21 protein-coding genes are annotated in these 23,205 nt (G+C 49.0%); 10 read left to right on the forward strand and 11 right to left on the reverse strand.

Going from position 1 to position 23,205, the window contains the following annotated elements; all coding sequences use genetic code 11:
- Positions 1–17: 17 nt before the first annotated feature.
- Positions 18–932, reverse strand: coding sequence for a class I SAM-dependent methyltransferase (locus DU002_RS02490; protein ID WP_114336758.1), 915 nt, complete (start codon positions 930–932; stop codon positions 18–20).
- A gap of 92 nt (positions 933–1,024) precedes the next feature.
- On the opposite strand from DU002_RS02490, the gene DU002_RS02495 reads away from it, so the two are divergent.
- Both DU002_RS02495 and DU002_RS02500 read left to right on the forward strand, forming a co-directional pair.
- Positions 1,025–1,375, forward strand: a complete 351-nt coding sequence (locus DU002_RS02495) for a hypothetical protein (protein ID WP_114336759.1) — start codon at positions 1,025–1,027, stop codon at positions 1,373–1,375.
- 58 nt (positions 1,376–1,433) lie between these two features.
- Positions 1,434–2,351, forward strand: a complete 918-nt coding sequence (locus DU002_RS02500; RefSeq protein WP_325048484.1) for a TIGR01777 family oxidoreductase — start codon at positions 1,434–1,436, stop codon at positions 2,349–2,351.
- Positions 2,352–2,356: 5 nt separating this feature from the next.
- Here DU002_RS02500 and DU002_RS02505 read toward each other — a convergent pair whose 3' ends face one another.
- Together DU002_RS02505 and DU002_RS02510 are read right to left on the reverse strand one after the other, a co-directional pair.
- Positions 2,357–4,846 (reverse strand): ABC transporter permease, encoded by a 2,490-nt coding sequence (locus tag DU002_RS02505; RefSeq protein WP_114336761.1) that lies wholly within the window; start codon positions 4,844–4,846, stop codon positions 2,357–2,359.
- Entirely contained in the window at positions 4,843–5,511 is a 669-nt protein-coding gene (locus tag DU002_RS02510; protein WP_325048485.1) for an ABC transporter ATP-binding protein, read from the reverse strand. The genes DU002_RS02505 and DU002_RS02510 overlap by 4 nt, the downstream gene beginning before the upstream one ends.
- On the opposite strand from DU002_RS02510, the gene DU002_RS02515 reads away from it, so the two are divergent.
- Together DU002_RS02515 and DU002_RS02520 are read left to right on the forward strand one after the other, a co-directional pair.
- The gene (locus tag DU002_RS02515) at positions 5,510–6,145 is read left to right on the forward strand and encodes an arylesterase (RefSeq protein WP_114336763.1); all 636 of its coding nucleotides are present in this window, start codon (positions 5,510–5,512) and stop codon (positions 6,143–6,145) included. The two genes, DU002_RS02510 and DU002_RS02515, sit on opposite strands and share 2 nt — an antisense overlap.
- A gap of 28 nt (positions 6,146–6,173) precedes the next feature.
- The gene (locus DU002_RS02520; RefSeq protein WP_114336764.1) at positions 6,174–6,452 is read left to right on the forward strand and encodes a hypothetical protein; all 279 of its coding nucleotides are present in this window, start codon (positions 6,174–6,176) and stop codon (positions 6,450–6,452) included.
- 114 nt (positions 6,453–6,566) lie between these two features.
- On the opposite strand, the gene DU002_RS02525 is transcribed toward DU002_RS02520, so the two are convergent.
- Entirely contained in the window at positions 6,567–7,925 is a 1,359-nt protein-coding gene (locus DU002_RS02525; RefSeq protein ID WP_114336765.1) for a class II 3-deoxy-7-phosphoheptulonate synthase, read from the reverse strand.
- A 384-nt stretch (positions 7,926–8,309) separates the two neighbouring features.
- On the opposite strand from DU002_RS02525, the gene DU002_RS02530 reads away from it, so the two are divergent.
- Positions 8,310–10,103 carry a DEAD/DEAH box helicase gene (locus DU002_RS02530; RefSeq protein WP_114336868.1) on the forward strand — a complete coding sequence of 598 codons (1,794 nt, stop codon included), beginning with the start codon at positions 8,310–8,312 and terminating at the stop codon, positions 10,101–10,103.
- An 83-nt stretch (positions 10,104–10,186) separates the two neighbouring features.
- Positions 10,187–11,083, forward strand: coding sequence for a DMT family transporter (locus tag DU002_RS02535; protein ID WP_114336766.1), 897 nt, complete (start codon positions 10,187–10,189; stop codon positions 11,081–11,083).
- A gap of 22 nt (positions 11,084–11,105) precedes the next feature.
- On the opposite strand, the gene DU002_RS02540 is transcribed toward DU002_RS02535, so the two are convergent.
- Complete coding sequence (locus DU002_RS02540; RefSeq protein WP_158537942.1) at positions 11,106–12,605, reverse strand: glycogen synthase; 1,500 nt, start codon at positions 12,603–12,605, stop codon at positions 11,106–11,108.
- 150 nt (positions 12,606–12,755) lie between these two features.
- Between DU002_RS02540 and DU002_RS02545 the strand changes: the two genes are divergently transcribed.
- Positions 12,756–14,945, forward strand: coding sequence for a diguanylate cyclase (locus DU002_RS02545; protein WP_114336768.1), 2,190 nt, complete (start codon positions 12,756–12,758; stop codon positions 14,943–14,945).
- Here the strand turns inward: DU002_RS02545 and DU002_RS02550 are convergent.
- Positions 14,942–15,265, reverse strand: coding sequence for a hypothetical protein (locus DU002_RS02550; RefSeq protein WP_114336769.1), 324 nt, complete (start codon positions 15,263–15,265; stop codon positions 14,942–14,944). The genes DU002_RS02545 and DU002_RS02550 overlap by 4 nt on opposite strands.
- Before the next feature lie 522 nt (positions 15,266–15,787).
- On the opposite strand from DU002_RS02550, the gene DU002_RS02555 reads away from it, so the two are divergent.
- Together DU002_RS02555 and DU002_RS02560 are read left to right on the forward strand one after the other, a co-directional pair.
- Entirely contained in the window at positions 15,788–17,770 is a 1,983-nt protein-coding gene (locus DU002_RS02555; protein WP_114336770.1) for an SDR family oxidoreductase, read from the forward strand.
- 18 nt (positions 17,771–17,788) lie between these two features.
- Entirely contained in the window at positions 17,789–18,292 is a 504-nt protein-coding gene (locus DU002_RS02560; protein ID WP_114336771.1) for a DUF2505 domain-containing protein, read from the forward strand.
- A gap of 62 nt (positions 18,293–18,354) precedes the next feature.
- Here the strand turns inward: DU002_RS02560 and DU002_RS02565 are convergent, their stop codons facing one another.
- Positions 18,355–18,630, reverse strand: a complete 276-nt coding sequence (locus DU002_RS02565) for an acyl-CoA-binding protein (protein WP_114336772.1) — start codon at positions 18,628–18,630, stop codon at positions 18,355–18,357.
- Positions 18,631–18,756: 126 nt separating this feature from the next.
- On the opposite strand from DU002_RS02565, the gene DU002_RS02570 reads away from it, so the two are divergent.
- Positions 18,757–19,341: a TetR/AcrR family transcriptional regulator gene (locus tag DU002_RS02570; protein ID WP_114336773.1), complete on the forward strand. Its 585-nt coding sequence runs from the start codon at positions 18,757–18,759 to the stop codon at positions 19,339–19,341.
- A 224-nt stretch (positions 19,342–19,565) separates the two neighbouring features.
- Here DU002_RS02570 and DU002_RS02580 read toward each other — a convergent pair whose 3' ends face one another.
- From DU002_RS02580 to DU002_RS02595, 4 genes are all read right to left on the reverse strand, one after another.
- Positions 19,566–20,513: an alpha/beta hydrolase gene (locus DU002_RS02580; RefSeq protein WP_114336775.1), complete on the reverse strand. Its 948-nt coding sequence runs from the start codon at positions 20,511–20,513 to the stop codon at positions 19,566–19,568.
- A gap of 36 nt (positions 20,514–20,549) precedes the next feature.
- A complete protein-coding gene (locus DU002_RS02585; RefSeq protein ID WP_114336776.1) occupies positions 20,550–21,992 on the reverse strand; it encodes a wax ester/triacylglycerol synthase family O-acyltransferase in 1,443 nt (480 codons plus the stop codon).
- 83 nt (positions 21,993–22,075) lie between these two features.
- Positions 22,076–22,432, reverse strand: coding sequence for a phasin family protein (locus DU002_RS02590; RefSeq protein WP_114336777.1), 357 nt, complete (start codon positions 22,430–22,432; stop codon positions 22,076–22,078).
- A 68-nt stretch (positions 22,433–22,500) separates the two neighbouring features.
- Positions 22,501–23,139, reverse strand: a complete 639-nt coding sequence (locus tag DU002_RS02595; protein WP_158537943.1) for a phasin-related domain-containing protein — start codon at positions 23,137–23,139, stop codon at positions 22,501–22,503.
- Positions 23,140–23,205: the final 66 nt, after the last annotated feature.

The following is a 23,205-nucleotide window of genomic DNA, read 5'->3' on the forward strand; positions in this document are numbered from 1 at the left end:
CTGTTAGCTATCTGTTATTAGCTACCATACCTGTAATGTAAAACCTTGAGCGCCTTTTCAGGAAAACGATCAGCAAAGGCTGCGGGGTTTGGCAAACGCTGCACAAAACTTAATTCAGGCGCCCCTTCTTCAACCATCGCGGTTAGATATTCACTGTCTTTTTCTGGCGCATTTAAACAAAGTAATATATCTGCTCCCTCTTCTGCCAAAGAACTGAGCCGCCTAATCACTTTCGGATAATGTTTATCCAGGGTGAAACTGCTGCCTTGGAAAGAGGGTGGATCAACGATAATCAAACCATAGGGTCCGAAACGTTTTAGCTTTCCCCAACTATTAAAAAGGTCGTGTCCGAGGAACCTTGCTCCATGTAGATCATTTTTTACATGATTTTGCTTGCCGACACTCAGTGCACCTTTGCTCATATCCAAGTTCACCACACTGTCTGCACCACCCGCTAGTGCAGCAACAGAAAAGCCACAGGTATAACTGAATAGATTGAGAACAGAACGCGCTTTGGCATGTTCCAACACCCACTTCCGCCCTTCCGCCATATCTAAAAATAAGCCATGATTTTGATGGTTAAGCAGATTGACCTTGTATTGCAGGTCATGTTCGGTGACCCATAAAGGCTGTGAAACCTCACCATGTAGGCACTCTACTGGCGCACCTTTTAAATAGCGACGTTGGCAAAGGACAGCTTGGATAGGCATCTGCCATTGCCGAAACTGATCCACTACCGCATCAACAAGCGTATTCACATCATCGTCACTCACTTCACTATAAAAAGTGAACAACAGATGGCTTGCATACCAATCGATAGCAATCGACTCTGCACCACCAGTTAGCTGGCCTCGACCATGTAATAATCGTTCAGCATTTTTCACAGATTTAGGCTTTAAAAGTGAAGATAGGATATTTTTTGTACAATTCATGCTATTCTTGTCACCAATTCGTCATCAAAATGTTGTAAACTTACAGAATTAGATGACATTGCATCGCATTCATGGGTTTTAAGGAGGTCAAGATGTTGACCTTAGTATTGAGCGCTATTTTTATTGCTACTATTCACGGCTATCAAAGGCTAAAAAGCGTAGACCGAACCTTTGCAGACCGTCTAATTAAGTCGATGATCCTATGTGTTATAGCCACCGCACTGGCGATGTTTAGCGACACAATGACCACAGAAACAATGGCTAGCAAAAGCTTACAGGCAGGCGCTCGTATGGCTGCTGTCGGTATTGCCATGGCGGCTGTCAGCCGTGCTTTGCTAGTCATACTGCAATTTGCCAATCATCGTCGCGAAAGTGGCTCTTACGAGATCACCTCTTCATCCAATGATAATTCGGAGGATGACCTACTGCCCTGCCGAGGATAGTGTATAGTTTATCGGGTTTCGTTTGTGACACAATCCGTTATCACTTTGCACAGCATAGGTGACCTCATTGAACATATTGATCACTGGCGGCACAGGCTTCATTGGCAGCGCACTCACCAAACACCTTAAAAACCAGCATAAGGTGACAGTGTTAAGCCGCCACCCCTCATCAGCACAAAAACAGCTTGGCTTCGACGTCAAGATCATCTCCTGCCTTAACGACCTTAATGATCTTGACCCATTTGATGCAGTGATCAACCTTGCCGGCGAACCAATAGCCAACAAGCGCTGGAGTAAACGTCAGAAGTCTAGAATTACTGGCAGTCGTTGGCACATTACCAGTACGCTCGTGCAGCTCATGCACACTAGCAACAACCCACCATCCATTTTCCTGAGCGGCTCCGCGATAGGGATCTATGGGCGTCAAGGCAACGAGACTATTGATGAATCGTTTACAGATCATCATGACGAATTTTCCCACCAGATCTGCCAACGGTGGGAAGAGTTAGCGGAAGGTAAGCCAGACAATGTCCGCCTCTGTATAATGCGAACGGGGATCGTACTTGGCACCAAAGGCGGGGCCCTGAAACGTATGCTACCGCCATTTCGATTTGGGCTCGGCGGGCCGCTTGCCAGCGGCGAACAGTACATGTCATGGATCCACATTAACGACATGGTTAAAGCCATAATATTCTTACTTGATCACCCAACAGCAAACGGCGTTTTTAATCTAACCGCCCCCTCTCCCTGCACTAACCAGGAGTTTACCGATGCGCTAGGTAAACAGCTGGAACGTCCAGCGGAATTCAGATTACCGCGCTTTCTACTGCGCCTACTGTTTGGCGAAATGGCCGATTTATTGATTTACGGCCAACGGGTCGTACCATCACGACTACACGAGCATGGCTTTCATTTCTGTCATAGCCGATTAGATGAGGCATTGGCGAGCCTACTGGCTCGCCCTAAAACAAAGTAGTGTTGTCAGTGCGTTGCCACGCGCGACTTTGACGCCCGTAGCAACCTACTGGTTAGCCAAAACGCCAGTGGTAATGTCGCCAACATGCCGACAACAGGTCCCAGCAACCACAACTGCCCATGCCAGCGGGGAGATTGTTCGAATATCCATAAGGCCTGAGCACCTAACAGCGCTTCTGCGATCACCGACGCAATCACACCAGCCAATATACCAACCAAAACAAACTCCGCCATCAACAGACGTTTTAAGGCACTATCACTGGCACCAAGTATACGATAAATATGCAGTTCACGGTGGCGGCGGACAAAACTCCCCATCACCAACGAAGCCGTCACCAGTAACGCTGTTATTAACACCAACACCACTAGCACGGTCACCACTTGCACGATCTGCACTAGATAGCCGGCAAACTTCGCTAATATTTGCTCAATATCAATCAAGCTCACAGCGGGATATTGCCGCATATTGGTATACAACCAATCCCTACTCTCATACGGCAAGTAGAAGCTGGTAATATAAGTATGTGCATAAGCATCCAAACTACTTTTTGGAAAGATCACAAAAAAGTTCGGACGCATCGATTTCCAGTCTAATGAACGTATGCTAGTGATCGGTAGAGAAATCTCGCCACCGGTAACAACAAAAGTAAGCCGATCACCCAATTCAAGTTCGAGCCGCTTGGCCATACCCTCTTCAACAGATAAACCTTCGCCGTTGACGGTTTTCTGCCAGTCACCCGCTTCAATTACATTATCTTCAGGTAACGTATCAGTCCAAGTCAGGTTCAACTCTCTATTGATCCCTCGACGTCGTCCTTGCTGCTCTTCTATGGCGGCTTTGCCATCACGATCATCGACCACCTTTTCACCATTAATGCTAGTTAAGCGGCCACGAATAATGGGATAAAAACCGCTTAAGCGTCCTTCCTGGTTGGTGATCTGCTGCGCCAGCACAGTGCGCTCATCTGGGTTTACATTGACCAAAAAGAAATTAGCCGTTTGCTCGGGTACCAGGCGTTGCCATTCATCAATAAGATCTGAACGCACAAATACCATCGCCAAAGTCAGTGCAATGGCAAGAGTTAAGCCGACCATTTGGATCGTCACACGAACCCGTTGCCGCACCAATAGCAGCATTGCCAAGTGCAATGTTTTCATCTGCGCCGGTACACGAATTCGTTCGACCAATAGCAGAACACCACTGCTCAACAGCGTTAAAACGATGATTAACCCAAGCATAAGTAGCAGATTTAACCAACCACTCACTAATCCGGTTAACAGCACAAAACCGACCCCGAGTAACACACCGCCTTTCACAGCTGGCGCCTTGGGGGCGCGCTCCGCAGATTCCAGTAATTGACGTGGTCCAACACGGAACAGGTAAGCCAGCAAAGGTGCCAACAAGCAGACGCAAGCCACAACCCCACTGAGCGCAGCCAGCAAGTATGGCCGCACGCCGATTGATTGTTCGGCTAGCAGCGGCGCAAAAGAGGCCATCTGCTGAGCCGCCATATAATCAAGACCACTACCAACCAATAACCCAAACGCAACCCCTGCAAATACAGTGATACCTAAGTGCAGGCCAAACTGCGCCAATAACAAACGTTGAGAGGCACCCAATATCCGCAGTACACCGATCCGCCGAGTTAATGGGCCTGCATAGGACTGTAACGAAGACCACATCGCGATCAGGGTCAGCGCTAATGCTGACACCATGGCCAAAAATAGCACCTGTTGTGCACGTTGATAGGCATCCCCCAAATTAGATTCGCTATCAACTAACGAGGTCAGGGTGTGGCGCTCTTTTTTGTTCTGCTTGAGCCAATGGTACCAGTCATCAACGAGCTGTGAATCGCCACTAAAGAGATAACGGTAATTAACGCGGCTACCCGGCCTTATAACACCGCTTCTTGCAACATCGTCGAGGTGGATTAAGCTCGGAGGCGACGAGCTAAACACCCCAAAAGCAACATCCGGTTGCTCCAGCAAGTAGTGGCTGAAAGTCAATTCAGTATCGCCAACTTCAACACTCTCCCCCACAGCAACTGACAGCTGTAGCGCCAGCGTTTCACTCAACCAAACCGAGCCAGGCTCAGGGCCATGTTTCACCCAATAACCTTCACTGCCAAAAGCATCGCTGATACGCAGTTCACCACGCAGAGGATAACCTTCAGCAACCGCTTTCACTGATGACAACTGCAAGCGGTCTCCAGCAAACATCATGGTAGAAAAACGCAACATCTGGGTACTGTTCAGCCCCCTTAAGTGGGCGTCATCTAACCATGACTGGTCAACCGGTTGCGGTGCAGATAGGACAATATCGGCGGCTAAGAAACCAGAAGTGGAACGTTGTAAAAACACCTCGATACGCTGGCTGAGAGCCAAAAACCAGAACAGGATTGCCACAGCCGCGGCCAGGGATATCCACCAAAGATAGAGCGACGCACCTCTGCGCTCCCCTTTAAGCATGTTTAAGCTGTTTGCCAGCAAACTCATTGCTTCACGACCTCCAATTGGCCATTGGTGAGCCTAAGTACCCGTTGACACTTTGCTGCTAACGCCTCATCGTGGGTCACAAGCAAAAGTGTGGTTCCTTGCGCTTCATTTAGCTCAAACAGCAGCTCACTAATGTGCTCACCGTTAGCACGATCCAGATTACCTGTCGGTTCATCTGCAAGCAGAATGTTAGGTTGATGGACAAATGCGCGAGCGATCGCCAGACGCTGTTGCTCACCGCCCGACATCTGTTGTGGATAGTGGCGCGCCCTTTGCGCAAGGCCAACCTTTTCCAGCATCCCTTCAGCCTGACCTTTGGCGAGTATTTTTCCACACAGCTGCGAGGGCACCGTCAGGTTCTCAACCGCCGTTAACTCGGGGATAAGCAAAAATGATTGGAAAACAAAACCAATATGCTCAGCACGCATTGCTGCTAATGCTGATTCGGAGATATTAGTGATGCTCTGCCCCGCCACCGACACTCCTCCTGCCGAAACGCGCTCGAGCCCGGCGGCTAAAGAGAGTAATGAACTCTTACCCGCGCCAGACGGCCCGATAATGGCGACCGTTTCACCCTGCTTGACTTGTAACGACACACCATCGAGGATGGAGAGGCTGCCTTCAGGGCCGTCAACTGTATAACTGACTTGTTGGAATTCAATCATGTTTAACGCTGTTTCGTCTCGCATTAGCGCTTTTTTCCTCATACTTATTTTTGCGTTGCCTGCCTATACGTATGCCCAAGAGAAATCGACCATTATTGTTCTGGGTGACAGTCTCAGCGCGGCCTATGGCATGTCGATTGAACAGGGTTGGGTGCACTTATTGAGTGACCGGTTAATTGCCGAAGGTAACAAAACTAGCGTGGTCAACGCCAGCATCACCGGCGATACCAGCGACGGTGGATTACGCCGGCTGCCAGATCTCCTTACCAAGCACCAGCCAGATGTTGTCATCATAGAGCTAGGCGGAAACGATGGCTTACGTGGGTTTGATCTGCAACATACAGAACAACAGCTAGCACAATTGATTACCGCATCGAAAGCCGCAGGGGCAACCCCGCTGTTAGTTGAGATCCTACTACCACCAAACTATGGAAAGCGCTACACAGCGGCGTTTCAAGCGATCTACCATCGCTTGGCCGAAACACATCAAATTACACTTGTTCCCAGCTTTTTACCTGCTGTCGCAGAAAACCCCGCGCTGATGCAAGCCGATGGTATTCATCCGGCAGCAGACGCGCAACCAATCATTGCCACCCACATGCTACCGTTTATCAAGCAGGTGATCGCCAAGTAGAAATGACGAATTCAAGGAGGATCTGTTTATGTCTGGTTACAAAAAAACACTCTCCCCGTATCAAAAGCAAAAATACAAAATGGCTTTAATAGGCGCAGTTGTCGCCTTTCTCGCATTTATTATCGCGCTTCAGGGAATTGCCACGCTAGGTGCTGGCTTCGTTTCGCTGTATGGCATATTGATGTGTCTCTACAATCTTTTACTCGGAAAATTCAACTACGACGAGGTCGATTCAGACATCGACAATCGCCACGAAAGTGCCGCAAAGACTGTAACTAATGCATCTAAACAAGATAGACAACGCTAACCCCGCGAGCAGATCGCACTCGTTAACAACCTATATTTCAGGCAAAAAAAAAGGAGCCAATGGCTCCTTTTTTATTGCTGCAACGAAATGCAGAACTAACTAGGTCAGCGGATCCTACTTAATCGCAGCACGTGCCGCTTTTACATGATCGGCGATCATAAACGCCAACTCTAACGCCTGATCAGCATTCAAACGCGGATCGCAGTAGGTGTGATAACGCTCAGCCAAGTCATGGTCGGTTATCTGGAATGCACCGCCGGTACACTCTGTCACGTTACGGCCGGTCATTTCGAAATGAACACCGCCCGCCACCGAGCCTTCAGCACCATGGATCTCGAAGAAGCTTTGCACCTCTTTCAACACATCCTCAACCCGACGCGTCTTATATCCGGTAGACGATTTAATGGTGTTGCCATGCATAGGATCACAGCTCCACACCACGTTCTTCCCTTCCCGTTGCACGGCACGAATTAACTCCGGCAAATGAGCACCAACGTTGTCCGCACCCATGCGTACGATAAGGTTCAAGCGCCCCTCTTCGTTATTCGGGTTAATAATATCGATGTTGCGCAATAGATCTTCGATCTTAGTGCTGGGTCCAGCTTTTAGACCGATCGGGTTATTAATACCGCGACAAAACTCCAAATGAGCCCCATCAGGCTGACGGGTACGATCGCCAACCCAGAGCATATGTGCTGCACAGTCGTACCATTCACCGGTCAAATGATCTTTACGGGTCAATGCCTGCTCATAAGGCAACAACAGCGCCTCATGAGAGGTATATAGAGTGGTCTCATGCAACTGCGGCGTGGTATTGCCATTGATGCCACAGGCAGCCATAAACTCGAGGGATTCGTCAATGCGATCTGCCAGATGCTTGTAGCGGTCTCCCAGCGGGCTCTTTTCGATAAAGTCGAGATTCCAGCGCTGTACCTGATGCAGATCTGCCAAGCCCCCTTGGGCAAAAGCACGTAACAGATTCAAAGTTGAAGTCGATTGCTGGTACGCCTTCAACATACGCTCAGGATCGGGCACCCGTGATGCGCTAGTGAACGCAATATCATTGATGATATCGCCACGATAGGACGGTAATGTCACACCATCAATGGTTTCACTGTCCGCTGAACGCGGCTTAGCAAACTGTCCAGCGATCCGTCCGATCTTAACTACGGGGCTTTTCGCACTGAATGTCAGCACCACAGCCATTTGCAGTAACACTTTAAACGTATCGCGAATATGACTGGTTCTAAACTCAGCAAAACTTTCAGCGCAATCGCCACCCTGCAGTAAAAAGGCCTCACCACGGCCAACACGGGCTAGGTCTGCTTTTAAAGCGCGCGCTTCACCGGCAAACACCAACGGTGGTTGGTCAGCCAATTCCTTCTCAACACGTGCCAACGCTTCAGTATCTGGATACTGAGGCAACTGCTGCACTGGCTTATCGCGCCAGCTGCTAGGGGTCCACTGAGTCATCTCTTTGTCCGCTTACATTATTTGAGGCACGCATTATAGAGACTGTTGCCCCTGCAGAACAGCAGAACCACTAAGGAAAGTCTGGATTTAGGCTGTTTCACCATTAGCTCTCTTAAACTGTTTAGTCCAAATGTAAGGATTGGTTATTTTTTAATCGCTATTGCATAATTTTGTGATCCATGTATCATGCCGCCTCCTTACCAAGAGTGGTTAATTCTGTTCTTTGGTGTGTTTGAGGTCGTAGCGCCTGTTTTCGCCGCGTGAGTTCATGGCGAAACTACAATTCTTCAGGGCTGTCACCTCGTATTAGTGATTCGCATGCGCCGTGCTCGATGATGTTTCGAGATGAACGCCGCGCCGCTTGCCCAATATGAAGAATGTGAAATGTCAGAAGTTGAAACTCTTGACAGCGGCTTCGCTGTACTCAATCTCCCAGAAAACTTGTCTAGTGCGTTAGACAGCCTTGGATTCAAAACACCTACTCCGATCCAGCTAGAAGCTATCCCGCACCTCCTCGAAGGTCGCGATCTGCTGGGCGAAGCACAAACCGGTACCGGTAAAACCGCTGCGTTCGGCTTACCCGCACTTGCTTTAATCGACCCTAGCGTACGTAAAACCCAATTAATGGTCTTAGCACCAACTCGCGAACTGGCTATTCAGGTAGCGGAAGCGATTGAAAGCTTCGCCAAACATATGCGTGGCCTTCGTGTTGCGACTGTTTATGGTGGCCAATCATACGGTCCTCAGTTAGCTGAACTGGAACGTGGCCCACAGGTTATCGTTGCTACCCCTGGTCGTTTGATGGATCACATCCGTCGCGGTCGTATCAAATTTGATGATCTGAAAACACTGGTTCTCGACGAAGCTGATGAGATGCTCAACATGGGCTTCCTGGAAGACGTAGAGTGGATCATGAGCCACGTGCCAGAAACTACGCAGATGGCGTTGTTCTCTGCCACCATGCCCCCAGCGATCCGCAAGATCACTGAACGCTTCCTGAAAAATCCAGCCCACGTCAAAATTGCCGTGAGCGAAACCAAGAAAGCGAACATTCGCCAGCGCGCCTGGGAAGTTCGTGGTATCAACAAACTGACCGCACTAGAGCGTTTAGTTGAAACAGTCGAATACGACGCCATGTTGGTGTTCGTTCGTACTCGTAACGATACCGTAGAGTTGGCTGAGCGTTTGGAATCACAAGGTTTCAAAGCATCTGCACTTAATGGTGATATGAACCAGCAGATGCGTGAGCGTACAGTTAACCAACTGAAAGAAGGCAAGATCAATATCTTGGTAGCAACTGACGTTGTTGCACGCGGCCTTGATGTTCCCCGTATCTCACACGTATTGAACTTCGATCTGCCTGACGATCACGAATCTTATGTTCACCGTATCGGTCGTACTGGCCGTGCTGGTCGCAGTGGCGAAGCCTTATTGTTTGTTCGCCCTCGCGAGCGTTACCTGCTGCGCCACTATATGCGTGCAACCGGTGGTGACATCGAAAGCATGGAGCTGCCAAGCCCTGTAGAACTAGGCGCACATCGCCAAGAGAAGTGTCGCGAAGAGCTGACCAAGCTAGTCGACAATCCAAACCTGGAAGCGATGCGCGAAATGATCAACGCCATGGCCGAGCAATCTGAAACTTCTGTTTTAGATCTTGCCGCAGCGTTGCTCTACAAGTATCAGCAGAAGCGTCCACTGCAACCTAAGCCTGATCCAGAGCGCCCGCAACGTGATACTCGTGGTCGTAATGATCGCTTTGACCGTAACGACCGTGGTGGTCAGCGGAATGGCCGTGGCCGTAACGAACGCGGTGGCCAGCGCTTTGATCGCAATGACCGCGGTGGTGATCGTCCACCTCGCGCTCGTCAAGGCCAAGGTCGTCGTAACGACATCGATTGGAAAACCTATCGCTTAGCCGTTGGTCGTGACCATGGTGTACAGGTGAAAGATATCGTCGGCGCTATTGCCAACGAAGCTTCTATCGACAGTGGTAACATTGGCGCTATCCGTTTGTTTGATGGACACAGCACTGTACAGCTGCCAAGTGGCATGCCAGCGGAAGTGTTCAGTCAATTGTCTAATGCACGGGTACGCAATAAGCCGATGGGGATTAGCGCTGACACAGGTGGCGCACCACGTCCGCGTCCACGCAATCAAGAGTCTCGCGCTGACGCATAACCGCTAGCCCGTTGATCTGATTTAACGCCGCAGCTCGCTTTTCGCGTCTGCGGCGTTTTACTGTCTGGAGTTCCACTTACGCCATGGTTGCTTTTACAGGTGAAATAGCTGCATTAACCGCCGCCCTATTCTGGGCGATCGCAACCTGGATCTACAGCCACTGCAGTCAGCGTTTTGGCGCCATGCCCCTCAACGTTATCAAGGGTGTCATCGCGTCGCTTCTGCTACTCATTGCTCTCCTGCTCAGTGATGCCTCTGTCGGCATACCAAGTGGCAGCGCATGGGGTTGGCTCATCATCAGTGGCGTGATAGGTATTGCGATTGGTGATACAGCCTACTTCGCAGCGCTACGGCGCATGGGCCCCAGGAAAGTTTTGCTCATGGAATCGCTGGCGCCTCCCCTCACCGGCGTATTAGCGCTGTTGGTCCTCAACGAAGCAATCACCGTGACCGCTGCTTTGGGTATGCTAGTCACACTCACGGGGGTCATCTATGTGCTGAGGCAGCAAAGTCACGATGACAATGAACCATCGATATGCAAAAAAGGCCTTTTTTACGGCGCATTGGCGGCTGTTTGTCAGGCGGTGGGGGTGTTACTTTCACACTATGCCTTGGTTGATGCTGATGTCGCGCCACTGTGGGGGGCACTGATAAGACTAGTTGCCGGTACCTTAGTGATCGCTCTATTGCTAGGCTTACGCCAAGAGATCCATAAGCAATTGATAAAACCCCTGTTAGCGATGGATATGCGAAACGGCGCGATACTGACCGTCGCCATCGTCGTTGGCACGTTTTTGGCCATTTGGTTGCAGCAGGTATCGCTGAAGTATGCCAATGCCGCTGTCGCACAAACGCTGATGGCGACCAGTCCATTATTCGCCCTGCCTATCGCCTGGTTAAGAGGAAATCCGCCCACCTTTAAAATTTGGCTAGGTACCTTATCTGCTGTCGCAGGGATCGCCATGATCATGTTTGGCTAAGCACTTGTCGCCATACGGGACGTCATGCTCTTTTCAACGGCGCGCTGTGCTCTCCGCTATTGTTCGCATCTGCCACCAGTTTTGAATAGATAGCAATATATTCCTCTGCCACCCGCTGCCAATCAAATCTTGTGCTCATTGCATTACGTCGTAACAGTTGCAAGAGAAACGGATCATCATGGTAGTGTTTAATGGCCTGTTTAACCGTAGCCAAAAAACTCTTCAGTGTAGGCTCGAAGAACTGATAGCCATTGGCCTTGCTGCGATTGGCTGTTAGCGCATCAAGCCCGGTGACACTGTCCTTTAACCCTCCAACCCCATGCACAATTGGTACAGTCCCGTAACGCATCGCGTAGAGCTGGCTTAAGCCACACGGCTCAAACAAAGAGGGCATCAACATATAGTCGCTAGCAGCCAATGTATTGTGGGTACCTTCGCGGCTGAAATCAGCAAGGTATCGAAAACTATGAGGATAGTGTGCAGCCAGCTTCTCTAGCTCTTTAACAAAGCCCTCCTCACCATGTCCCATCACTACGCAGCGCATCGCATCAGCTTGTAACAACTGCCGCAATAACGGCAGCAGCAAGGAAAAACCTTTTTGCTGTGCAATGCGGCCGATGAAGCAAAACAGCGGCTTGTCTTCAAGACTTTCCAATCCCAGCTGCGTCAACCGTTGCTGTTTGCACTTCTGCTTTCCTGCCGGCTGATCAGCGGAATAATTGAACGGCAGACAACTGTCACTGGCCGGATCCCATTCCACCAGGTCAACACCATTAAGCACCCCGGTAAAGTCGGCTCGGCGGTAATTAAATACGCCAGCCATACCATGACTCGTTGCATTGGCTAACAGCTCATCTCGATAACTCGGTGATACCGTAACAATGCGATCTGCCATCACAACACCTGCTTTTAATGGATTAAGGCACCCCATATCCTCAAACAGTTGCGGCACCATGAACTTAGGATGTATTCCCAATTGTTCATGCCAGTCATAATCGGCACGCCCCTGGTAGGCGCCGTTGTGAATAGTCAGCACGGTGCGTGTTGCAGAAAAGAATGTTGATGCGGCAAAGTGCTCACGTCGATAGAACGGCACCAATGCCCCCTGCCAGTCACTACTATGGATCACATCTGGTTGCCACTTTAATGCCAACGACAAATCAAAAGCGGCGTGAGACAGCAGAGCATAGCGTAAAGGGTTGTCTTGATACGCGGCGTGTCCATCATCATAAATGCCATCACGACCATACAGAGCTTGATACTCGAGCAAATACAGCGTGACCCCTTTCAACGTGACACAGTGGATCACCGCGTGAAAGGTTTGCCAGCAACTCAAAGGAATTGCGATGGGAAAACTGTGGCTAATGGTCACTTCATCCTGTATTCGCCCGTAAAATGGCATCAATACACGAATATCTTGCCCTTGCCGCTTAAGCTGTTCAGCGAATGCGGTGCAAAAGTCCGATAAGCCACCGACTTTAACCAAGCCCTCATATTCAGAGGTAACCAATAATATCTTCACTTTGCCTCCCTTGTTCGCACATGGCTGTACCCACGACAAAGGCGTCGAGTAAATACTCTAACCTTAAGCGTAAGCCAATACGGGGAATTTTCCAGCACAGTTAATAATTTACGGATCTATACTCAGTGAAATACTAATAAGGAATATGCTGTGATCAGAAGATTGCTAACCACAATTTTACTGTTAGGTTCCGTTTTTTTACTGACGGCTATGGGAAGCGTCTTAGCAGATCCACTCATTGACGAGATTGAGTTTACAGAGGAAGAACAGGCGTGGCTGGACAGTAAAACAGCACTGCACCTGCACACCATCCGTGGTGACTACTCGCCAGTAATTTACGTAGAGGGCGGGCAATTCAAAGGCTTCATAGTTGAACTAATTAACATCGTCTCCAATAACATCGGTTTACCGATCCATTACAGCTTTAGCAAAAGCACTGAACAAGCAATATTCCTATTTGATTCTGGCCAAACAGATGCCCTGCTACCCGTTGTTACAACCAACCTCAGAGAACACTATGCCTTGTTCACCGTTCCTATTTTAGAGGAGGAGCTAGTGATCATGGTGCCAGAAGGGATGCCCGCTGGTATCGATGTACTCTCTATACCCAACGTTAGACTCGGTGTTGTCGGCGATACAACCTACCAAGCTGAGGTGGCTAGATTCGCGGCAAACAGTGCTAACCTTTCCAGTTACAATCGTCACGAAGATCTGATAACAGCACTGCAGTTAGGGGCCATAGACGCTGTTATCGCAGCCCAATCTGTCCTGCAGTACCAAATTAAGACTCGAAATATAAAGGGCTATCACCTCGTCCCCTTTACTAACGAGAAACACCGCTATCATTCTGCTATTGCCATTCATAAGCGCAACCCGCTGTTACAATCCATACTAAACAAAGGGATCAGACAAATTCCCAAAGAGGTCATTGATGCCCTCGAAGATAAGTGGTTTCTCAATAGCAGTGACGCATTGGCAGCACCCATATCTGACATTGATCTCCAGTTCTTAGCGCAACTTAAGGAGGTGGATTATTGCATCGACCCACAATGGAAACCGCTAGAGTGGCTAGAAAATGGCAAACACGTGGGGCTAAGTGCAGATCTGCTATCAGAGATCCAAAGCCGCTTACCTATCCAGTTTAAGCTACACAAAACTGAGCATTGGCAGGACTCGCTAGAAGCGTTGAAGCGTGGACAATGCCAAATGCTTATTATGGCGTCGGCGACGCTCACTAGATTAAAAGAGATGAGTTTTAGCCGCAGCTACCTAAACACGCCGATAGTCATTGTCACTAAAGAGAAAGAACCCTATATCGCTGATGCTGCAACCATAGGCAGCAAGAGGTTTGGTTATATACAGGGCTATGCCTACGAAGAGCTGGTTAAGATACGGTACCCTAACTTAGAGCTAAAACCGTACGAGTCGTTCAACGACGCTCATAAAGCCCTGCAGCGTAATGAGATTGATGGCTATATCGAGAACTATATTGTGAGCTCATATCACCTCAGTTCTGGTGACTACCCGGGCTATAGAATTGGTGGCCGTCTATCCCTCGACATGAGCCTCGGCATCGCGGTCACGAAAGAGCTTACCCCGCTGTCCAAGATAATTAACAACATCTTCAATCAGATCCCAGCACAAGAGAGAGAAGCCATTGTTAGCAAATGGACCACGGTCGAAGTAATAAAAACAATTAACAAATCCGCAGCGATCAAAGTGATTTCAATTGCTCTGGTTATTATCGCCATCATTATTTTCTCTAACTACAAGCTGCGCCGCTTCAACCAAAAGCTGCATAAAGCACACCTTGCATTGCAGCAAGCCAATGAAGAGCTGGCACAAATGGCTGTGACAGATCCCCTCACCCGTATCGGCAACCGCGCCTATCTAGACGATATCATCGCCAAAGAAATTGAACGCAACCTGCGTTACAGCCACTCACTTTCGGTTTTGCTGATTGATGTCGACCACTTTAAAAAGATCAACGATAAGTTTGGTCATCAGGTGGGCGATGAGGTACTCAAGGAGGTATCACAACGATTGGCATCAAACATACGCCAGTCTGATAGCTTAGGGCGCTGGGGTGGTGAAGAGTTTCTTATCATCTGTCCAGAAACCGATCTGGATAATGCTGCCATTTTAGCGGAGAAGCTAAGGGAGATAATCAACGAAAAAGAGATGCCCGAAGCGGGCATTCAAAGCATCAGTATTGGTGTCGCTGAGTTAGCCCATGACAGAAAGCCAGAGCCAATGATAGCCAGAGCCGATCAAGCCCTCTACCAGGCTAAGAATAAAGGCAGAAATAGAACCGCAATCTTCCGCCAACAAGCTGATTAACCAAACACCACCAATTGTTGCAGGTCGGCGATTAAACTGCCGACTTCACCCTTAGCGGTACAACGTTGATCAGGCAGATCAATACGCTGCCTCAACGCAATAAGAGAATCCACTAAAGAGATTCGGCTTCTATCAACCGAGCTATCCCAATGATGTTCATCAACTACAAATGCCGCTTCACTCAAGGCATCAAGTGCTGCGCGCCAATCTTCGCTGGTAGACCTCGCCTCATGGCGGTGCTTTTCCAGCACTTTTCTTACCACTAACTGTAACTGTTCGGTCGAGCAAACAATCCGATCCGTCTGGTTATATACATCCATACCTACTCCTAAAACGATTCCGTTTCAGGGTAAGAATAGCTAAATCTTCGCAGAACAGATCGGCAAACAACTGCGCAATGACACTTACGACGGAATGAAAATGAAAATAGATAATCACAGCAATAAGTTGGCAGGAGGAAAAAAAATAAAAATATTTTTCAGCTGAAAATGGCGACCATCCATGGCCAGCGTGACGTCCTTATTGCCCGCAAGGGCGACGCTCTGAGAGAGCGTCAAGTCACATAAAAGAGTCCAGAGTAAGCTATTTTTCTTGCTGTAGCGGGTACTGATACTAGGTTTAAATTCGTAGTCGAAACGAGAGGTCGCTCATGAAATCTGCTCAGTCAATTAAAGCACAAGTAAAATTCCTCGACGTTGCTGACCTAGATCAAATATCGCAACCATACCCAGATATTTTGTCGGAAATTTGACCACTACGATGTTTACTCACGCAAAACCTTTCTTTCTGGTCAGACCAGATCATAATTATGCCAGTGACAACAAATTGGAAGAGGTTGAACTATGAATTACTTCGTGACCGGCGGTACAGGATTTATCGGACGCTATCTAATTGAGAAACTACTCGCTCGTGGCGGGACGGTTTATGCATTGGTTCGTAGCGATAAAGCAGAACAAAAATTACTCGACCTGTTTGCCGATCACCAACACCAGATCAAGCCCGTGCGGGGTGACATCATTCTGCCAGGGCTGGGACTCTCCGACGAAGCCAAGACAAACTTAGTCGGCAAGATTGATCACCTATTTCACTTGGCAGCGATCTACAACCTCGACGCCGATGCCGAGCTACAACAGCTGGCAAATGTCCATGGCACACTGCACACCCTGCAATGCGCAGAAGCCCTCAAGGTCGGTTGCTTTCACCATATAAGCTCTATCGCAGTAGCAGGGTTATATCCAGGTTGGTTCCGTGAAGATATGTTTGGACAAGCTGAACACTTAGATCACCCCTATCTGCAATCCAAACATGATGCAGAAAAATTGGTACGGGACAATCAGGCGGTACCATGGCGTATCTACCGACCCGGTATGGTTATTGGGCATTCAAAGACCGGACAAGCGGATAAAGCCGATGGCCCCTACTACTTTTTTAAAACGTTACAAAAACTGCGCCGCACACTGCCACCCTGGCTACCAACCATAGGTGTTGAAGGAGGTTATCTCAATATCGTACCGGTCGATTTTGTGGTTGCGGCTATGGACCATATTGCCCATCAACCAGAGCAAGATCAGACCTGCTTCCATCTCACCGATCCTAATCCCAACACCGCAGGTGAAATGCTCAACATCTTCGCCGATGCAGGCCACGCGCCACGTATGGCAATGCGAATTGACACCCGGTTGTTTAATTTCATTCCTCGGCAGGTCAAATCGGGCATCCTTAAAATGCCGCCCATTAAACGACTTATGGGTGCAGTCGTAAAAGATCTCGGCATCCCCAGCAGCGCGCTCAACTTCGTCAACTATCCAACACGATTCGACTGCCAAAACACGCTAGATGCCTTAAAGGGAAGTGATATCACTTGCCCACAGTTAGCAGACTACGCCCCCGCTATCTGGGACTACTGGGAGCGAAACCTCGATCCTGAATTGTCATTGGATAAAACCTTAGCAGGGGTACTTAAGGGCAAAACTGTACTGATCACAGGTGCTACCTCAGGCATTGGCGAAGCCACCGCGAAGATGTTGGCAGGTACAGGTGCCAAACTCGTATTGGTTGCGCGAACCCTAGCCGAACTCAAACGGGTACAAGAGGAATTAGAACAACAGGGCGGTGAAATCCATATCCATAGTTGTGACCTGTCAGACCTTGACGCCATCGAGCTAATGTTGGAACGGATCAATGACCAGCACCTGCACATTGATCTGTTAATCAATAATGCAGGGCGTTCAATTCGCCGTTCAGTAGAGCACTCTTTTGATCGGTTTCATGATTATCAACGCACCATGCAACTTAACTATTTTGGCTGCCTAAAACTGACCATGGGGTTACTGCCCGGTATGTTAGCCAATGGCGGCGGACATGTGATTAATCTCTCCTCAATCGGTGTACTAACGAACGCGCCACGGTTTTCAGCCTATGTGGCTTCGAAATCGGCCATGGAATCTTTTACCCGCTGTGCAGCATCGGAGTTTTCCGACCGCAATGTACAGTTCACCACCATCAATATGCCGTTGGTGGCGACACCAATGATCGCCCCGACCGAGATCTACCAACAGATGCCCACCCTAACGCCAGAACAAGCAGCAGAAATGATCGCTAAGGCAATCATAGAAAAACCGAAAAGAGTGGCAACCCGACTCGGTATTTTTGGTGCCTTAATCCATGCTGTCTTTCCCAAATTGGGCGAAATCATTATGAACACAGGCTTCCGTATGTTTCCTGATTCGCCAAGGGCAACCGAAGAAGTTGAACATAAAGAGAAAGAAAAGCCCTCTCAGGAAATGATCGCCTTCGCTGCACTGTTGCGCGGTATACACCTCTAAGGATAAGGAGCAATAGGAATGAAATGCACAGCCAGTCACCAATATAGCCACAGCCTTGATCAGGTTTATCTGTTTTTTCGCGATGCAGAAACAATCAGCGAAAAATATGCAGCACTAAAAGCGATAAATATAAGCATCATCCGCAACGAAGATACCGATGATGGCTTTATCAGTGAAACAGAGCGTGAACTGCCTGCCGATGTGCCCGCGCTGCTGGCAAGCATTCTGGGAGACTACAATAAGCTAATTCAAAAGGAGCATTGGTATAGCAAAGATGATGGCAGTCTCGGCTGCGACATGACCATAGATCTCGTTGGTGTCCCGGTTAAAATTGAAGGCCACATGCACCTGCATGAGAACGAAACTGGCGCAATAAATGATGTCACCATCGAAATCAGTTCCTCTTTACCCTTAATCGGTAGCAGCCTCGCGCGGTATGTAGCAGGCGACTGCAAAAAGAGCATGGAGCAGGAATATCAATATATTCAGGGGCAGCTACAAGCAGCAGAAGTGGCCGAATAGATATTGCATGACAGAAAAAACGGGGCAAGCCCCGTTTATTTATGGATTAAGCGATAGCAGTGTTAAGCCGCCAGCTCGCTCTTCAGGCGCGTAACCACACGGCAATAACGGTCCATGGCAGCATCCTTATCCAGGCCTTTTATATGCTCCCGCGCTTCGTGCTTGGCACAGGCGCGGAAATCAAAAAAAGCGGGCCTGGGTCCGTTAACATCGCCCTCAGTGGCTTGCTTGAACAACGCATAAAGCTCGAGCAAGTCTTCATCTACGGGGCGATGAGGCAAGAGCCGGACATCGTTTTGAGCTTGTTCAAACAGATCAAACAGGTTTGAATCAGCCATTTTTTTCTCCCTTACTTTGATGAGACATTAGGTTAATAGTCATACAAAAGCAGGAGAAAAGATCCGTGGCGAGATCAATAAAGGTGTTTTTTTAACCAGTCACAATGGAGCTAAACAGGGTGAAAAATGCGTAATCGTGAGCGAGTCCTCAATCTTAGCTTAACGCTGTTTAATCAACAGGGCATCGCCCATGTGTCGACCTTACAAATCACTACCGAACTAGATATCAGTCCGGGTAACCTGTATTACCATTTCCGCAATAAAGAGGACATAGCTAAAGCATTGGTTCAAGAGTTTGACCAAGCTATTTGTCGAATGCGAACTGAATTCTCAAATCAAGTGACCACACTCGAAGACTATCCACCATTTCTGCTTAGCCTCATGGCCCTATTGGCACAGTACAGGTTTGTTCTTCGCGATCTCGAAACCCTGGTACTGGGAGAGCCTGACCTTAAACGCAACTTCAGCCACCTATACAACTCACTTAAGACGCTGAATAAACGAATGTTTGATCACCTTGATCACTTAGACGCCTTGAACATTGAAAAAGAAGACCAGAAGTTTCTCGCTGACAATAGCCTGATGATAGCTATTGGATGGGTGAATCAGTTAAGCATGGTTAGCAACGAACAGGAACACGCAATGATACTGCGCCAAGGCGTAAGCCGTTTGGTCGCGCTGGTTCAGCCGCATCTAAATACCACCGCCTAGCTCTTTCTTCTTATAGGTATTTGCTTGAAGACGGGCGCAGAAATAAGCTCAAGAGAGCAAGAAGACACCAATGATAGCTTGGCTTCACGAGCCGATCAGGCGCTCTACTTTGCTAAAGAAAATAGTCGAGATCAGGTACGGGTTTTCTCTGTTAGTGGCGAGCACCAACCAAGTAGTGTTTTCATTAATGGTAATAAATGAACTTTCCCTTTTACAACGATCAATTATCCCACATTCGCCTCTGCCTGCGGCAATGGCTCAGCCAACCGTTCGATCTTATCCACGACAAATTGGCCACACTGCTGTATCGCCTGCTGCGCTTCAGGCAACTGATGAAAAATAGGAAACACGTGAGGCATGCCTTCCCAAATGCTCAAATTAACTTCCCCCCCGGCAGCCTTTACCTTCTCTGCTAAACGAACCGAATCATCGAGCAACACCTCTTCCGATCCCACATGGATCATCATCGGCGGTAAACCGGAAAGATCGCCATACAGCGGCGACACTAAAGGATCACACGGGCAGTGAGTATTGAGATAACTGTTACGCATCAACAACAGCGTAGGCAAAGCAAAGAAAGGATCGACATTACGTTTCGCGAACGAAGACTCACCTGTCATCGCCAGATCCACTGATGGTGAAAACAACACGGCCGCCGCAGGCAGAGGTTGCCTATCCTGCTTCAATTTCATTAAGCAGCTTAATACCAAATTACCGCCAGCAGAATCTCCCGCCATAATGATCGACGCAGCAGGCACACCATGCGCCAGTAACCAGCGATAACCTGCCAGGCAGGCTTCTTGGGCGCAGGGGAACGGATGCTCAGGTGCCAATGGATAGTCCACCATCATACCGCGCAGACCCGTCTGTTCGCTCAAGCGTGCCAGTACAGCATTGTGCACCAATGGACTTTTAAAACAGAAGCCACCACCGTGAAAGAACAGGATCACACCATCTCGGCGACAATCAGGCATCTCAATCCATTCGCACTTCAATGAACCTGCTTTAAACGGAATGGTAAACATATCGGAGGGGTGATTGATAAAAGAACCTAGCCGATCCATACCATCAATCACTTTACGCATATCAAATACATTGTCACAACGTTCCAGGCGGTTTCGCATCACCCGAAACAGGAGTTGATTAAATGCTTTGCTTTGCCAACTGGCCATTATCACCCTATAAACCGATTATTGGTCTGAACTGCGCTATTCCGTCTCTTGTAACAGGAATAACTGATCGGTGACGAGATCCACCGCGGTGTTAAGGACATCTTGCTCTAATCCAGCCAAGGCGTCTGTGAGGTAGTCGGATATCTGCTCAAAATTCGGTAGCGAGGTATTGCAACCCACTAAGCCGAAATGTACCCAACCGTCATAACTATACAGCGTGATATTCAGCGACTGACCCGGCAATAACAGTGACAAAGGGTATACCTCCGTCATCTGCGCGCCCATGTAATAACGCGGTGCATTGGGGCCCGGTACATTGGAGATAATCAGGTTACTTGCCGGAGGAACGACGCCGTTAATATTAAGCTTACCGCCTAATAATGCCGCCGCGTTTACCAAGATGGAATAGTTCACATATGCCTTCGGCGATAGATCCAACGCTTCTTGCTTTACCCCTTGGGAAGAGTGCTGAATAGCAGCTAGACGTGCCAGTGGCGTATCTTCAGGCTGTCCCATCTCCACTAAACCGATCGACATCTTGTTACATGCGGAACTCAGATCCCCTTTGGCACGCAGATTAATCGGCATCAACGCCACCAATGGTTTCTCCGGCTGCATCTGTTGAATGTGCAAATAACGCTGCAATGCGATATCGCAAACTGCCAACGCCACATCATTCATCGACGCACCCGTCAAACGACTCACCTGCCTGAAGCTGGCCATGGGAAAACGACCAACACAGATAGAACGTCCCTGCCCCGGCTTACGATTGAACGCCGTCTTTGGCGCCGTAAAAGGGGTAGTTAATGCAGATGATTTGAGGTTAAGCGCGCTCATCGCCAAGGTACTGCCAATACGGAACAAGCCAGGCAAGGTAAACGCCTGCTTGGAAAGCTTGTAGACAGCATCCAGCCAAGCCTCAACCATACCGGTTTCATCTTCATCACAGTGCCGTTCAGGCACCATGGCGTTTTCCCAAAACGCGGTAAACTCTTCGTCTGGAGTTTCACTACAGGCGTTGATGAAAATACCACTGGCACGCATACCATCAGCCAATGCGTGATGCACTTTCAATGACAGAGCAACCTGACCATCGTCGAGACCATCAATGACCGTGAGTTCCCACAATGGACGACTACGATCCAAGCAACGGGCATGATTGCGTGAAACCAGTGCATTCAATTGCGCCCGATCACCAGGCTCTGCCAGCGTTTCTAATCGCACATGATCAGATAAACAAACATGATCACACACCTGCCACTGCGGCAAGTTGCTGTACTTCATCTGCAATCGCCAGTTAAACGGCGCTGCAATATGCTGTTTGGTCAACAATTTTGAATAGAGGCGGCGGGCAAAACTACTCCTTTCACCCTGTTGATCTGCTGGGGGCTTTAGTAACACCAAGCCGGTCACATGCATCGGTGTATCGCTGGACTCAAACCAAACGAATGCCGTATCCATGAGAGAAAGTCCCGGCATGTAACCTCCTTAGATTAGAAATCAGGGTGTGAACCTAAGCTCACACCCCGGTCAGAGTCAGGCCATTACAGATAACCTTCCGACTATTTCTTGGACAGTGATTCAACTGCGTCAGCCAACTTGTCGAGCTTTTCGTTCATATCTTCAAGCTGCTTACGGTCGATACCGCTTAACTTCAAGAATAGGTCATTCACCCGAGTTTCCAGCTTGTCAGACGCTTTTTCTTTTTTATCTTCCAACTTCTGGCGGGTGGCGTATTCCACTTCCTGCCCACGAGTCACCAACTCTTCGAAAAGCTCGGTTGTCTTGCCGTTCAGGCCTTGTGCTTCCTCCAAACTTTTACTGTAAACCCCTAAGCCAGCCAACCAGATGTTACGGGCAAGCTGCTCACCATTCTCCATCACGCGTTTTGCGGTTTCTTTTACATTATTGGCGCTCATAATGTCGCCCTCCTCTTATCTGGTAGCTGGGCGCGGCCTTCGCTCCCCGCTACGTTAGGAATATCGCTCTAAGCGGTTTCGGTCTCTGTCGGCTTTTTCGCCGCAGGTCTCGCAACTGCCGGTTTCGCTGCAGGTTTAGGCACAGCTTTCAGTGGCGCTTTAACCTCTGCTACTTTTCCTGCTGCTTTCGGCGCTGGCTTTTTAGCCGCTGGGCGTACCGTTTTCTTTGCCGCTGTCGCAGGTGCTTTTGCCGCTGGCTTGGCTGCCGGTTTTGCCGCGGGTTTGGCTGCTGGTTTCTTTGCAACAGCACGTTTCACGGGTGCTTTTTTGGCGACAGGCTTCTTATCTTTTGCCAATAACGCATCAACCTGCTTGGTCAAATCGTCTAGCTTTTTGTCCATCGCTTTCAGCTGCATGACATCTAAGCCGGAGGCTTTCTGCATCAGATGATTAACCCGTTGCTCAATCGCACCAGACGTTTCACTGGCCGCATCTGCCACCTTCTCTTTCGTGCTTTGCTCTACCTCTTTGCCCCGCGCTATTAACTCTTCAAACAGCGACTGGCTCTTGGCCGATAAACCACTTACCTCTTCAGCACTCTTAGCATATGCACCAAGTCCTGCTAACCAGATGTTATGCACCATGGTCTCGCGTATTGAACCAATTTTTTTCACCGCTGCACTGGCTTTTCCAATTAGGTTACTCATATTTCCTCCCTGCCTGTTTTGACTGTGCATGGGCTGATTGGACTGCGACACAGGTTTTTCAGGCGC

Origin of the sequence: Corallincola holothuriorum (assembly GCF_003336225.1) — a bacterium.
GTDB lineage: Bacteria > Pseudomonadota > Gammaproteobacteria > Enterobacterales > Neiellaceae > Corallincola > Corallincola holothuriorum.

Coding starts and splice junctions, on each gene's coding strand:
- DU002_RS02490 (WP_114336758.1), bottom strand. CDS start 932: ATGAATTGTACAAAAAATATCCTATCTTCACTTTTAAAGCCTAAATCT.
- DU002_RS02495 (WP_114336759.1), top strand. CDS start 1,025: ATGTTGACCTTAGTATTGAGCGCTATTTTTATTGCTACTATTCACGGC.
- DU002_RS02505 (WP_114336761.1), bottom strand. CDS start 4,846: ATGAGTTTGCTGGCAAACAGCTTAAACATGCTTAAAGGGGAGCGCAGA.
- DU002_RS02515 (WP_114336763.1), top strand. CDS start 5,510: ATGTTTAACGCTGTTTCGTCTCGCATTAGCGCTTTTTTCCTCATACTT.
- DU002_RS02510 (WP_325048485.1), bottom strand. CDS start 5,511: ATGATTGAATTCCAACAAGTCAGTTATACAGTTGACGGCCCTGAAGGC.
- DU002_RS02520 (WP_114336764.1), top strand. CDS start 6,174: ATGTCTGGTTACAAAAAAACACTCTCCCCGTATCAAAAGCAAAAATAC.
- DU002_RS02525 (WP_114336765.1), bottom strand. CDS start 7,925: ATGACTCAGTGGACCCCTAGCAGCTGGCGCGATAAGCCAGTGCAGCAG.
- DU002_RS02530 (WP_114336868.1), top strand. CDS start 8,310: ATGTCAGAAGTTGAAACTCTTGACAGCGGCTTCGCTGTACTCAATCTC.
- DU002_RS02535 (WP_114336766.1), top strand. CDS start 10,187: ATGGTTGCTTTTACAGGTGAAATAGCTGCATTAACCGCCGCCCTATTC.
- DU002_RS02550 (WP_114336769.1), bottom strand. CDS start 15,265: ATGGATGTATATAACCAGACGGATCGGATTGTTTGCTCGACCGAACAG.
- DU002_RS02555 (WP_114336770.1), top strand. CDS start 15,788: ATGAATTACTTCGTGACCGGCGGTACAGGATTTATCGGACGCTATCTA.
- DU002_RS02560 (WP_114336771.1), top strand. CDS start 17,789: ATGAAATGCACAGCCAGTCACCAATATAGCCACAGCCTTGATCAGGTT.
- DU002_RS02565 (WP_114336772.1), bottom strand. CDS start 18,630: ATGGCTGATTCAAACCTGTTTGATCTGTTTGAACAAGCTCAAAACGAT.
- DU002_RS02570 (WP_114336773.1), top strand. CDS start 18,757: ATGCGTAATCGTGAGCGAGTCCTCAATCTTAGCTTAACGCTGTTTAAT.
- DU002_RS02580 (WP_114336775.1), bottom strand. CDS start 20,513: ATGGCCAGTTGGCAAAGCAAAGCATTTAATCAACTCCTGTTTCGGGTG.
- DU002_RS02585 (WP_114336776.1), bottom strand. CDS start 21,992: ATGCCGGGACTTTCTCTCATGGATACGGCATTCGTTTGGTTTGAGTCC.
- DU002_RS02590 (WP_114336777.1), bottom strand. CDS start 22,432: ATGAGCGCCAATAATGTAAAAGAAACCGCAAAACGCGTGATGGAGAAT.
- DU002_RS02595 (WP_158537943.1), bottom strand. CDS start 23,139: ATGAGTAACCTAATTGGAAAAGCCAGTGCAGCGGTGAAAAAAATTGGT.